Here is a 12,074-nt window from a genome sequence, read left to right as displayed (position 1 = left end):
TTAGGCAAGCGGTTCCCTTTCTGTTAGAATTTGCAAAAATCTATCAAAATGGAGCCGCTTGTATGGAATATATCGTCCAAGTTACCGAAAACAATTTCCGTGAGGTCTTAGACCAAACGGCCACCCGCCCAGTCGTTTTTCACTTTTCCTCCCCCCGTGATCCTGCCTCGTTGGAGATGGATGCCCTGTTTCGCCGCCTAGCCGATGAATATGCTCATCAATTTATTTTGGCCTTGGTCAATTGTGACGAGCAACCGATGATTGCCGCCCAATTTCGCATTCAGGCTGTGCCAACCTCTTATTTCTTTCTAGAAGGCCAGCCTGTTGATGCCATTTCAGGCCCGCTACCAGAACAGGAATTACGTATTCGCTTGGCCAATATCTTGCCCAAAGAAGACGAGCTAAAATTCAATGAGGCCTTGGAGCATTTGCAAAATGAACAGTACGACAAGGCCCTGCCCTTATTGAAGGCGGCCTGGGAGTTAAGTGATAAGAAGAATAGCGATTTTGCCTTACTTTATGCCGAAACCTATGTGGCCATGAAGCAGATCGAACCTGCCAAGGAGATTTTGGCTCAAATTCCTATTCAGGACAGGGACAGCCGCTGGAAGGGCTTGCAGGCTCAAATTGACTTGTTGGAGCAGGCCAGTGACTCGCCAGAACTCCAGCAGCTACAAAAAGACTATGCCCAGAACCGCAGTCCTGAAATTGCGGTGAAACTGGCCAATCAGCTTCATCAGGCCCATAAGAATGAAGAAGCCTTGACCCTCTTATTTGAATGGCTGCAAGCCGATCTAAACGCAGGTGATGGCGAGGTGAAAAGCCAATTCCTGGCCATTCTAGCGGCCATGGGCAATGCTGACCCGCTGGTGGTCAAGTTTAGACGTCAGCTTTATTCCTTGCTTTATTAGGGCGTGTCCTCAATTTGCCTCGTCAGTGGCGGGGCATTTTTCTTGGCCTGATTTCCCGCTTATTTTCTGATTTCTACTTGAAATCTTGATTTTGTACTAGTATAGTAGTGCAAAACTTCAAGAGGAAGCCCTATGACCACACAACTCAATCCTTATTTTGGCGAATTTGGCGGCATGTATGTGCCCGAAATTCTCGTGCCTGTTTTAAAAGAGCTGGAAGCCGCCTTTGTTGAGGCCCAGCAAGATCCAGATTTCCAACGCCAGTTTACCGACTTGCTAAAAAACTATGCAGGCCGCCCGACTGCTCTGACCCTTTGCCGCAACCTAACCAAAGGGACCAAAACCAAGCTCTACCTCAAGCGGGAAGACTTACTCCATGGCGGCGCCCATAAGACCAATCAAGTCCTAGGCCAGGCTCTCTTGGCCAAACGTATGGGCAAGACCCGGATTATCGCTGAAACGGGTGCCGGCCAGCACGGGGTAGCCACGGCCTTGGCCTGCGCCATGTTGGACTTGCCCTGCCGCATTTATATGGGAGCCAAGGATGTAGAGCGCCAATCGCCTAATGTCTTTCGTATGCGTTTGATGGGAGCTGAAGTCATTGCGGTTGAAAAGGGATCTTGCTCCCTCAAGGATGCCTGTTGTGAGGCCATGCGGGACTGGGCGGCCAACTATGAAACCACTCATTATCTCCTAGGCACAGCAGCCGGCCCTCACCCCTTCCCTACTATTGTGCGTGAGTTCCAAAAAATGATTGGAGAAGAGGCCAAACAGCAAATCTTAGAGCGTGAAGGCCGCCTGCCTGATGCGGTAATTGCGGCTGTGGGTGGTGGCTCTAATGCCATTGGGATCTTTGCTGATTTTATCGAAGAGCGGGGCGTGCGCTTGATTGGCGTAGAGCCAGCCGGCAAGGGGATTGCCACCGGCCAGCACGGGGCACCGCTCAAACATGGCACAGTGGGCATTTATTTCGGCATGAAATCCCCTATTATGCAGACCAAAGACGGCCAAATTGAGGAGTCCTACTCCATTTCAGCCGGCCTAGACTTCCCTTCGGTTGGGCCACAACATGCCTACCTCAATGCCACAGGCCGGGCAGATTATGTTTCCATTACCGACCAAGAGGCCCTAGATGCCTTCCAGGCCCTGGCCAAGCATGAGGGGATTATTCCTGCCCTGGAAAGCTCCCACGCTTTGGCTCATGCACTCAAAATGATTGCGGAAAACCCTGAAAAAGAGCAGCTTCTGGTGGTTAATCTATCAGGCCGGGGCGACAAGGATATTTTCACAGTGGATAAGATTTTAAACGGCAAAGGAGAGGAATAATGAACCGTTTTGACACCCTATTTGCAGATCTCAAGGCCAAAGGCCAAGGTGCCTTTGTTCCCTTTGTCACCCTCTGCGATCCAGATTTTGACCGCAGCCTAGAGATCATCGACACCCTGGTTGCCAATGGTGCTGACGCCCTAGAGCTGGGCTTCCCCTTTTCCGATCCACTCCTAGACGGCCCAGTTATTCAGGCCGCCAATAAGCGGGCCTTGGACGGCGGCTATAGCACCGATGCCTGCTTTGACCTGTTGGCCCAGGTTCGGGCGAAATATCCTCATATCCCTATTGGTCTCTTGCTTTGTGCCAACCTGATTTTTGTGCCGGGGATTGATAACTTCTATGCCCGCTGCCAAGAAGCAGGCGTGGATGCGGTGCTCGTAGCCGATATTCCTGTGGAATATGGAAAGGAATTTACCCAGGCCGCCCAGCGCCACGGCATTGCGCCGGTCTTTATCTGCCCGCCTAATGCTGATGAGCAAACCATTGAGCAAATCGCACAAGAAACCCAGGGCTACACCTACCTGGTTTCCCGGGCAGGCGTAACCAGTGCCGAAAACCAGAGTAGTGCGGAAAATTTAGACAGTTTGGTTCAAGCCCTCAAGCGGGCCAATTCCGCCCCAATCTTGCAAGGCTTTGGGATTGCTGAACCTCAACAGGTGGCTGATGCCCTCAAATTAGGGGCAGATGGTGCTATTTCAGGTTCAGCTATTGTGAAAATCATTGAGCGAAATTTGGATGATCAGGCCAAGTTGCTGACGGAGTTAGGCGACTTTGTCAAAGCCATGAAGGCTGCTTCCTGCTAGGTTCAAGCCCTTGTTTTTCAAAGGCTTGAGGTACGGTCTTTCTATAACAAAAAAGCCTTGCTAATAGCAAGGCTTTTTAATCAGATTAAACTCGAATTAACCTTTGTAGTTATAAACGTGAGCTACAAGGTCTAATACTTTGTTTGAGTAGCCAACTTCGTTGTCGTACCAAGAAACAAGTTTCACGAAAGTATCTGTTAAGGCGATACCTGCGTTGGCATCAAATACTGAGGTTTCAGTGGCACCGTTGAAGTCTGTAGAAACAACAGCATCTTCTGTGTAGCCTAAAACGCCTTTTAATTCACCGTTGAAGGTTTGGCCTTCGGCAGCGGCTTTGATAGCAGCCTTGATTTCTTCATAAGAAGCTGGTTTTTCAAGGTTTACAGTTAAATCAACTACAGACACGTTAGCTGTTGGTACACGGAAGGCCATACCAGTTAATTTGCCGTTTAAGGCTGGTAATACTTTACCTACCGCTTTAGCAGCACCAGTTGATGAAGGGATGATGTTTTGTGAAGCACCACGGCCACCACGCCAGTCTTTAGCAGATGGGCCATCTACGGTTTTTTGAGTGGCTGTTGTTGCGTGAACAGTGGTCATTAAACCATCTTTAATACCAAATGTTTCGTGGATAACACGAGCAAGTGGGGCTAAGCAGTTGGTGGTGCAAGATGCGTTAGACACGATGTCTTGGCCAGCGTAAGCAGAGAAGTTTACGCCTTTAACGAACATTGGGGTAGCATCTTTAGATGGGCCAGTTAAAACCACTTTTTTGGCGCCAGCAGTGATGTGTTTACGGGCTGTCGCATCGTCTAAGAATAAACCTGTTGCTTCAACAGCGATATCAACACCGATTGCACCCCAGTTAAGGTTGGCAGGGTCACGCTCAGAAGTCACACGGATGGTTTTGCCGTTTACCACTAATTGACCATCTTTCACTTCAACCGTACCGTTGAAACGGCCGTGAGTTGAATCGTATTTTAACATGTAAGCCATGTAATCAACGTCGATTAAGTCGTTGATACCGACTACTTCGATGTCATCACGAAGTTGAGCAGCACGGAATACGATACGACCGATACGGCCAAAGCCGTTAATACCAATTTTAATAGCCATAGATTTTTCACCTATATTAAAGTTAAACAAAAGATTTCTTCAAACTCAGAAGACGGGTGGATTATAGCACAATCTTTCACATCTGCTAAGTGTTAAGAACCGTTCGCACTATAGCAGATAAATCTTGTCTGATCTATGTCAAAATTCGTCCTGCTCAGGCCTCCAAATGGGCTTCTACCTTAGCCATGGTTTTTCCAGCAAAAATAGTGTAGGCTAATCCCCATTCTCCACTCTTATGTAAGGAAGATCATGGCCCTTCACATCCGTCCAGCCCAAAGACAAGACTGCGCCCAAATGTGGCGTTTAATGCGTGAACTTGCGATTTTTGAACGCTATATTGATAGCTTTGCCATTACCCCTGACATTGTCGAAGAGAGTGGGTTTAACAAAAATCCGCCCGATTTCTACAGCCTGGTTGCCCTTGATGGCGACAAGTTGATTGGGATTGCGGTCTATTATTTCCTGCCTTTTACCGCCCAAAATCGCCCCGCTATTTATCTCAAGGAGCTTTATGTAGATGCAGCCTACCGTGGCCAAAAGGTAGGCGAGCAGCTTATGCTGGCCTTACAGGCAGAGGCCAAGGCCCATAATTGCCTGCAAATCAAATGGACTGTTGCCCCTTGGAATGAAGCTGGCAAACGCTTTTATGCCCGCCTCGGTGCCAAGCAGGATAATAGCTGGCTCAACTATGAATGGAAGCTAGAAGAACAAGGCCCACAAGCGGGCTAGTTTTGCTTCTTTTTTGCAAATTCCCTAAAACCGCCCATCACCAAGAGGAAATCTATGAAAGCCGAAAAAATGGTTATGTCGATTTTGCTGTCTGTTGCCCTGGCCCATTTATTAAACGACCTGATTCAGGCCGTGGTGTCGGCGGTTTACCCTATGCTGAAGGACAATTACGCTCTCAGTTTTAGCCAAATCGGCCTGCTGGCCTTTGTCTATCAAGTCACAGCTTCCCTCATTCAACCCTGGATTGGCCTTTATACCGACAAACATCCCAAGCCCCTCTTGCTGCCCGCAGGCACACTCTTAACGTTGGCCGGTATTCTCTTGCTGGCCCTTGCGCCCAACTTTGCTTTTTTATTGGTTGCAGTTTGCTTGGTTGGCATGGGGTCAGCCATCTTCCACCCTGAAGCCTCAAGGGTAGCCAGAATGGCTTCGGGCGGTAAATTCGGCACCGCCCAATCCCTCTTTCAGGTGGGTGGCAACAGTGGCTCCGCCCTCGGGCCACTGGTTTGCGCCCTCTTTATTGTGCCTCTGGGCCAATCTGCCATCGTGTCCATTGGCCTGCTTGCCCTGGCCTTGCTCTATGTGCTTTATCGAATTAGCCTCTGGGTGCGTGCCCAGCCACAAACCGTCAATCAAGCCAAACAGGCCGCACAGGCAGGCTTGGCAGGCAAAACCCTGCTGCGGGCCCTTGGGGTGATCATGCTCCTCATGATCGTCAAATTTACCTACATCGCCAGCCTTAGCAACTATTTCACCTTTTATTTGATGGACAAGTTTCAACTGACCTTAGCCTCTGCCCAGCTCTATCTTTTCGCCTTTTTAGGGGCTGTCGCCCTGGGCACCTTCGCAGGTGGGCCGATTGGCGATAAAATCGGCCGCAACAAGGTCATCTGGTTCTCCTTCATTGGCATGGCTCCTTTTGCTCTCTTGCTCCCCAGTGCCAACCTCGCCTTCACCATCGTGTTTGCTATTTTAGCAGGCTTTATCATGTCCTCCGCCTTTTCTGCCATGGTGGTCTATGCCCAAGAAGCCGTACCCGGCCGAGTGGGCATGATTTCAGGGCTTATGTTTGGGGTTATGTTCGGCATCAGTGGCATTGCCGCCGCCCTCCTGGGTTTCTTGGCGGATCAATATGGCATTCAAGCCATCTTTACCTGGTGTGGCTACCTGCCTATCTTGGGGCTTGCGGCCTTGTGGTTGCCCAAGCGGGGATGAGTTGCTACACCTTCCACAAAAATAGGCGTATAATCCCCCGCATCATTATTCATGCCTAGGAAAGCCAATGAAGCCCGCAACTGTTACCATCAATGGCGCTGCCCTGCGCCATAATATTCAACTGATTAAATCCCTCGCACCAAACAGCAAACTTTGTGCCGTGGTCAAGGCCAATGCCTACGGCCAGGGCATTCGCCGTGTGACCAAAAACCTAGAAGGTTTGGTGGATGCCTTTGGGGTGGCACGCATCAAGGAAGCCTTGAGCATTCAGGAAAGCGGCTATGCGGGCAAGATTGTGCTTTTGGAAGGCTTTTTTGACCGTAATGAACTGCTTAAAACCCTGTCCCGCCGTTTTGATACGGTGGTGCATTGCAAGGAGCAATTAGAACTCCTGGAGGCTGTTTCGCAAGAACATGAAAGGGAGGAGGGAAAAAGCTTTTGGAAACGCAAGACCAAGATCTATTTCCCAGTCGATGTTTGGCTTAAAATCGACACGGGTATGCACCGCCTGGGGGTTCAGCCTGAGGAGGTTCAAACCTTTTATGACCGCCTCAAGGCCTGCTCCCTGGTTAATCAAATCAATTTTGTCAGCCACTTTAGCCGAGCTGATGAGCTAGACTGCGGCTATACCGAAAAGCAAATCGCCACCTTTGAGCAGGCCACCCAGGGCTTTGAAGGGGAGCGGAGCATTTCTGCCTCCAGCGGTATTCTTTATTGGCAACAGGCCCACTACGACTGGGTTCGGCCCGGCATTATTATGCATGGCATCTCTCCCCACAATCAGCCCATTACCGATCTAGGCTTTAAGCCTGTTATGACCCTGTCTTCCTCCCTGATTGCAGTTAGGGCACACAAGGCCGGCGAACCCGTTGGCTACGGCGGAGCTTGGGTCAGCGAACGGGACACCAAAATCGGCGTGGTAGCCATTGGCTACGGCGACGGCTACCCCCGCAATTCACCTGAAGGCACGCCTGTGCTGGTCAATGGCCGCATTGTGCCTATTGTCGGCCGGGTTTCTATGGACATGATGACGGTCGATCTTGGCCCTGACAGCCAGGATAAGGTGGGCGATGAGGTTATTTTATGGGGCGAAGATCTCTTGATCGAACAAGTGGCTGAGGCTATCGGGGTGATTAATTATGAATTGATTACCAAATTGACCCCGAGGGTGATTACGGAATATAGGGACTAACAAGCGGCGAGATATTGAGATTATTTTGCAAATGAACAGCGAACAATGGCAGCGGGGCTTTGTGCTCCACCGCCGGGACTATAGCGAAACCAGCCTCTTGGTGGATTTCTTCACCGAATATGAGGGGCGGATTACCCTGCTGGCCAAGGGGGCCAGGCGGGTGCGTTCGCCTCTGAAATCGGTTCTCCAGCCCTTTACTCCCCTCTTGCTTAAATGGACGGGCAAGGGCGATCTTAAAACCCTGACCAAGGCCGAACCCGCCTCCCTGGCACTGCCCATGCAGACTTTAGCCCTCTATAGCGGCTTTTATGTCAATGAAGTCTTGAGCCGAGTGCTGGAGCCGCAAACGGCCTATCCTGAACTCTTTCAGCACTACTTAAGCTGTGTGACCCAGTTAGCTATACAGCCTACGCAGATCGAGCCTACCTTACGCACCTTTGAATTTCAGGTGCTGAAAGCCATGGGCTATGCGGTAGATTTCGCCCACTGTTGTGCCACAGGGGAGGAGATTTCCCCCACCATGACCTATCAATTCCGGGAAGAAGAGGGCTTTATGGCCTCCCTTCTGCAAAATAACAATAGCTTTCTGGGGGAAGATTTACTGGCCTTCGACCGATTGGACTTCAGCCAAAAATCCACCCAGCAGGCAGCCAAGCGTTTTACCCGCATGGCCCTCAAACCCTATTTAGGCTCCCAGCCCCTTAAGAGCCGGGAGCTTTTCCAAGCCATTTTGCCCAACCGCCTAAAAGCTGGTTGATTTGCAAAAAATCAGGCTTTTTTGCCCGCTTGTTACTGGCCAAGTAAGTGATTAACCAACTCAATCACCTGCTTGATTTGGGCTGAAGACAGCTTGCCCTCAGACACAAACTGCACCTTGCCCTGTTTGTCTAGCACGGCGATAAAACTTTCTTTATCCTTAAGGGCCCAAGCCTTTTTAACCTTGCTTTCTTGGTCTAGCACGACTTGAGAATGAGGGTTGGCCAGTTTGCCGTCTTCTGCACTGCTTTTCACAAACATCCCCGTGCCAACAATGGCATCATCGGCATTGATAATGGTGGTGGTTTGGTATTTTGTGCCATCGAACTTGGCCGCCTTGATGGCATCCATCAGGGCCTGGTTTTTCTCTTTGACGCTGCTGCGCCCGGCAATGTGCTGCACCACCCGCACCTTGCCCTTGAGTTGATTGGCAGACCAGCTTTGATAGCTGACCTTGCCAGACTTGACCAGCAATTCGCCGCTGTCAGCCACCGACACGGCAGGTAAGTTGGCATTCACTTGAACATTATGGGCCAGGGCAGAATTTGCAAAAAAAGCGGCCAGCAGGCCCGCTTGCAGGAGATATTTTTTCATCTTTTTTCCTATGATATATTGAAATGAAAGGGGAGGAACACAATATCCCCATTCTAGCCTAAAAGTCAAAGCAAACAGAGCTGATCTGTCCTGGCCTGATTTTTTTCTCGAAAATCAGGCGATTTTATGCTATGGTAGTCCCCAATTTTTCTTGGCGTTTGAAGCCTAATAAGAAAAATTTCATTTTTAATTTAACTCATTGATTTATAAGGAGCTTTTATGCAACAAGGTAGCGGAATGGAAATGATCTTTATTCTGGTGATTTTCGGTTTAATCTTCTATTTTATGATCTATCGTCCACAGGCCAAGCGTCAAAAACAACAACGTGAACTATTGGCCAGCCTTGAAAAGGGCACAGAAGTCCTCATCAGTGGCGGTTTGATTGGCAAAATCACCAAAGTAAAAGCCGACAGCGACAACATCGTGCTTGCTTTAAACGCCAACACAGAAGTGACCATTAAACGTGATTTCGTGGTAGCCGTGCTACCAAAAGGTTCTATCGAAACCCTTTAATTTCAACCCTGATAATGAGCTAGGCGGGCTTCTGCCTGCTCATTTTCGTCTTTAATACAGGTAAACATTGTGTTAAACCGTTTTCCCCTTTGGAAGAACCTGATGGTCATCTTTATTGTTGCCATCGGTGGCCTTTATGCCCTTCCTAACCTTTATGGCGAAGACCCGTCTGTGCAAATTTCAGGCACACGGGGTCAGCAAGCTACCAGTCAAACCCTGACTCAAGTACAGCAGGTACTTGCTTCCATGAACATCACGCCCAAGGCGCTGAATCTTGAGAATGGCTCGATTTTGGTGCGTTTTGAGCAAGACGAACAGCAATTACCAGCCAAGGATAAAATTTCAGAAGTCTTAGGCAACAACTATTCCGTAGCCCTTAACCTGGCACCTGCCACGCCAGACTGGCTGACCAGCATTGGCGGTAGCCCCATGAAGCGGGGCTTGGACTTGCGGGGTGGGGTACGCTTCCTGATGGAAGTGGACATGAACACCGCCCTGTCCAAAATGCAGGATAGCCTACAAGAAAGCCTGCGTAATGAGTTACGCCGTGAGAAGTTGCAGCCTAAGTCCTTCAAAAAACAGGAAAATTTCGTCACAGAAGTCGAATTTGAGGACAGCGACAGCGCTGAAAAAGCTGCTCGTTTTATTCGCCGTCAGCACCAAACCTTAGATGTGCAACTTGCTGCGCCAAATTTATTGGCCCTGAAATTATCTGACACAGGCCTGTCTGAAGCCCGTGCTTCGGCCATTGAGCAGAACCTCTCCATTTTGCGTAAGCGGGTAGAGGAGTTGGGGGTATCTGAGCCAACCATTCAGCGCCAAGGGGCAGAGCGGATCGTAGTGGAATTGCCAGGTGTGCAAGATACTGCCCGAGCTAAAGAGATCTTGGGGGCAACAGCCACGCTTGAGTTCCGTATGGTCAAAGACGATGTTGATCCAGCCCAGTTAGCACGGGGCATTGTGCCTGCCGATTCGGAAATGAAGATGGATCGTAACGGCAACCCAGTTATCTTAAGACGGAAGGTAGTTTTAGGCGGGGAGCATATTATTGATGCTTCATCTGGCAAGGACGACCGTGGCCTCCCGCAGGTTAGCATTACCCTTGATGCTGAGGGCGGCAGCATTATGTCGGAAGAAACCAAGCGCTCTATCCACAAGCCCATGGCCACCCTTTACCGTGAGTATAAGGATTCAGGCCGTAAGGACGAAAATGGCAAGGTTATCCTAGACAAGCATGAAGAAGTCATTAACGTGGCCACCATCCAAGGCCGTTTTGGCAGCCACTTCCAAATCACAGGTGTGGACTCTGCCGCTGAAGCCCAAAACTTAGCTGTGCTTCTTCGTTCAGGTGCCTTGATTGCGCCGATTGTGATCGTGGAAGAACGCACCATCGGGGCCTCCTTGGGGGCAGATAACATCAAGCAAGGGATGGAGGCCAGCTACTTGGGCTTGGGCTTAACCATTCTCTTTTGTTTGGTTTACTATAAGGTCTTCGGCATTTTTGCCTCGGTTGCGCTTTTAGCCAATATGATCCTCGCCGTAGGTGCAATGTCCATCATTGGTGCCACCTTAACCATGCCAGGGATCGCAGGTTTGGTTTTATCGGTCGGGATGTCCATTGATGCCAACGTACTAATTTATGAACGGATCAAGGAAGAACTGCGTAATGGCCGCTCCATACAGCAGGCTATTCAAGAGGGCTATAATGGTGCTTTCAGCAGTATCTTTGACTCCAACCTCACTACCATCTTAACCGCTCTTGTGCTTTATGGTGTGGGAACTGGCCCAATCAAGGGCTTTGCCATCACCCTCTCGCTTGGGGTCTTGATCTCCATGTTCACCGCCATTACGGGCACCCGTATGTTGGTAAACTGGGTCTATGGTGGCAAACGTGTCAAAAAACTTTGGATTTAAGGGGGCTTAGCTTATGGCAACTCAACCGATTGAAGTGAATGCGTCAGAAGTCAAACTTCCTTATAAACTCATTCCTTTTATGAAATACCGCTATGTCGGTTTTATCTTTTCAACCCTGGTGACGATTTTCTGTATCTTGACCATTGCTACCAAGGGCTTTAACTGGGGCTTGGATTTTACCGGTGGCACGGTAATTGAAACCAACTTCTCCCAGCCAGCCGACCTAGGCAAGGTGCGTGATGTGCTAGATGCTAACGGCTATTCCAGTGCTCTGGTGCAAACCTTTGGTTCGACCAAGGATGTGATGATCCGCCTGCCTGCCTCGGTGGCAGAACCAGGCCTGGGCGATAAGGTCATGGGCATTATCCACCAAAGCCTAGACGCTGATGCCAAAATTCAAGGCATTGAATTTGTCGGCCCAAACGTGGGTAAGGAGCTAACTGAGGGCGCTATTTACGGCACGCTTGCCACGCTTGCCATGCTCCTGCTTTATGTGGGCATGCGCTTTGAAAAACGCCTGGCCTTGGGCGGGGTTATGGCCCTCTTCCACGATGTATTGGTGACCCTTTGGGTCTTCTCCTTCTTCCAAATTGAAGTGGACCTGACCTTCGTGGCGGCCATTCTTTCGGTGGTGGGTTATTCCCTCAACGACAGTATCGTGGTTTTCGACCGTGTGCGGGAAAACTTCAGTAGGATCCGCCGGGTCAGCGCCCAGGAAGTGATTGACATCTCCTTGAGCCAAACCCTCTCAAGAACCTTGATGACCTCGGTCACCACGCTTTTCGTGGTCTTGGCCTTGCTCTGGTTGGGCGGCCCGACCCTGCATAGCTTCTCTTTGGCCCTCTTGATTGGTATTGTCTTCGGGACCTATTCTTCCATTTATGTTGCAGTCGGCCTGGCCCTGCAATTTGGCTTGAAGCGTGAGCATATGGTTCAGCCTGTGGTGGAAAAAGAAGGAGCAGATTCAACCTCCTTTATTGATTATTAGGCGCAAGCGGTTGA

Annotated in this window: 12 protein-coding genes; 10 read left to right on the top strand and 2 right to left on the bottom strand. The window is 49.9% G+C overall.

Annotation, left to right across the window (positions count from 1 at the left end):
* Window positions 1-62: 62 nt before the first annotated feature.
* From A4G20_09745 to A4G20_09735, 3 genes are all read left to right on the top strand, one after another.
* Window positions 63-911: a co-chaperone YbbN gene (locus A4G20_09745; protein QIW16594.1), complete on the top strand. Its 849-nt coding sequence runs from the start codon at window positions 63-65 to the stop codon at window positions 909-911.
* 132 nt (window positions 912-1,043) lie between these two features.
* Window positions 1,044-2,237 carry a tryptophan synthase subunit beta gene (locus A4G20_09740; GenBank protein ID QIW16593.1) on the top strand — a complete coding sequence of 398 codons (1,194 nt, stop codon included), beginning with the start codon at window positions 1,044-1,046 and terminating at the stop codon, window positions 2,235-2,237.
* The gene (locus A4G20_09735) at window positions 2,237-3,043 is read left to right on the top strand and encodes a tryptophan synthase subunit alpha (protein ID QIW16592.1); all 807 of its coding nucleotides are present in this window, start codon (window positions 2,237-2,239) and stop codon (window positions 3,041-3,043) included. Before A4G20_09740 ends, A4G20_09735 begins: the two co-directional genes overlap by 1 nt.
* Window positions 3,044-3,139: 96 nt before the next feature.
* On the opposite strand, the gene A4G20_09730 is transcribed toward A4G20_09735, so the two are convergent.
* A complete protein-coding gene (locus tag A4G20_09730) occupies window positions 3,140-4,159 on the bottom strand; it encodes a type I glyceraldehyde-3-phosphate dehydrogenase (protein ID QIW16591.1) in 1,020 nt (339 codons plus the stop codon).
* 249 nt (window positions 4,160-4,408) lie between these two features.
* Between A4G20_09730 and A4G20_09725 the strand changes: the two genes are divergently transcribed.
* The 4 genes from A4G20_09725 to A4G20_09710 all read left to right on the top strand — a co-directional run bounded on the left by A4G20_09725 (window position 4,409) and on the right by A4G20_09710 (window position 8,052).
* Entirely contained in the window at window positions 4,409-4,888 is a 480-nt protein-coding gene (locus A4G20_09725; protein ID QIW16590.1) for a diamine acetyltransferase, read from the top strand.
* Window positions 4,889-4,942: 54 nt separating this feature from the next.
* Entirely contained in the window at window positions 4,943-6,103 is a 1,161-nt protein-coding gene (locus tag A4G20_09720; protein ID QIW16589.1) for a Fosmidomycin resistance protein, read from the top strand.
* A gap of 67 nt (window positions 6,104-6,170) precedes the next feature.
* A complete protein-coding gene (locus tag A4G20_09715) occupies window positions 6,171-7,295 on the top strand; it encodes an alanine racemase (GenBank protein ID QIW16588.1) in 1,125 nt (374 codons plus the stop codon).
* Window positions 7,296-7,326: 31 nt separating this feature from the next.
* The gene (locus A4G20_09710; protein QIW16587.1) at window positions 7,327-8,052 is read left to right on the top strand and encodes a DNA repair protein RecO; all 726 of its coding nucleotides are present in this window, start codon (window positions 7,327-7,329) and stop codon (window positions 8,050-8,052) included.
* Between the two features lie 32 nt (window positions 8,053-8,084).
* Here the strand turns inward: A4G20_09710 and A4G20_09705 are convergent, their stop codons facing one another.
* A complete protein-coding gene (locus tag A4G20_09705) occupies window positions 8,085-8,645 on the bottom strand; it encodes a hypothetical protein (GenBank protein QIW16586.1) in 561 nt (186 codons plus the stop codon).
* A gap of 219 nt (window positions 8,646-8,864) precedes the next feature.
* On the opposite strand from A4G20_09705, the gene A4G20_09700 reads away from it, so the two are divergent.
* The 3 genes from A4G20_09700 to A4G20_09690 all read left to right on the top strand — a co-directional run bounded on the left by A4G20_09700 (window position 8,865) and on the right by A4G20_09690 (window position 12,060).
* Window positions 8,865-9,158 (top strand): preprotein translocase subunit YajC, encoded by a 294-nt coding sequence (locus tag A4G20_09700; protein ID QIW16585.1) that lies wholly within the window; start codon window positions 8,865-8,867, stop codon window positions 9,156-9,158.
* A 102-nt stretch (window positions 9,159-9,260) separates the two neighbouring features.
* Entirely contained in the window at window positions 9,261-11,072 is a 1,812-nt protein-coding gene (locus A4G20_09695) for a protein-export membrane protein SecD (GenBank protein QIW16584.1), read from the top strand.
* Window positions 11,073-11,085: 13 nt separating this feature from the next.
* Window positions 11,086-12,060, top strand: coding sequence for a protein-export membrane protein SecF (locus A4G20_09690; protein QIW16583.1), 975 nt, complete (start codon window positions 11,086-11,088; stop codon window positions 12,058-12,060).
* Window positions 12,061-12,074 lie beyond the last annotated feature (14 nt).

The organism is Pasteurellaceae bacterium RH1A (assembly GCA_012221805.1).
Classification (GTDB): Bacteria; Pseudomonadota; Gammaproteobacteria; order Enterobacterales; family Pasteurellaceae; genus RH1A.
Note: the sequence above shows the minus strand (reverse complement) of the source record. Positions and strands in the feature narration are given on the sequence as shown.

Coding starts and splice junctions, on each gene's coding strand:
- A4G20_09745 (QIW16594.1), top strand. CDS start 63: ATGGAATATATCGTCCAAGTTACCGAAAACAATTTCCGTGAGGTCTTA.
- A4G20_09740 (QIW16593.1), top strand. CDS start 1,044: ATGACCACACAACTCAATCCTTATTTTGGCGAATTTGGCGGCATGTAT.
- A4G20_09735 (QIW16592.1), top strand. CDS start 2,237: ATGAACCGTTTTGACACCCTATTTGCAGATCTCAAGGCCAAAGGCCAA.
- A4G20_09730 (QIW16591.1), bottom strand. CDS start 4,159: ATGGCTATTAAAATTGGTATTAACGGCTTTGGCCGTATCGGTCGTATC.
- A4G20_09725 (QIW16590.1), top strand. CDS start 4,409: ATGGCCCTTCACATCCGTCCAGCCCAAAGACAAGACTGCGCCCAAATG.
- A4G20_09720 (QIW16589.1), top strand. CDS start 4,943: ATGAAAGCCGAAAAAATGGTTATGTCGATTTTGCTGTCTGTTGCCCTG.
- A4G20_09715 (QIW16588.1), top strand. CDS start 6,171: ATGAAGCCCGCAACTGTTACCATCAATGGCGCTGCCCTGCGCCATAAT.
- A4G20_09710 (QIW16587.1), top strand. CDS start 7,327: ATGAACAGCGAACAATGGCAGCGGGGCTTTGTGCTCCACCGCCGGGAC.
- A4G20_09705 (QIW16586.1), bottom strand. CDS start 8,645: ATGAAAAAATATCTCCTGCAAGCGGGCCTGCTGGCCGCTTTTTTTGCA.
- A4G20_09700 (QIW16585.1), top strand. CDS start 8,865: ATGCAACAAGGTAGCGGAATGGAAATGATCTTTATTCTGGTGATTTTC.
- A4G20_09695 (QIW16584.1), top strand. CDS start 9,261: ATGGTCATCTTTATTGTTGCCATCGGTGGCCTTTATGCCCTTCCTAAC.
- A4G20_09690 (QIW16583.1), top strand. CDS start 11,086: ATGGCAACTCAACCGATTGAAGTGAATGCGTCAGAAGTCAAACTTCCT.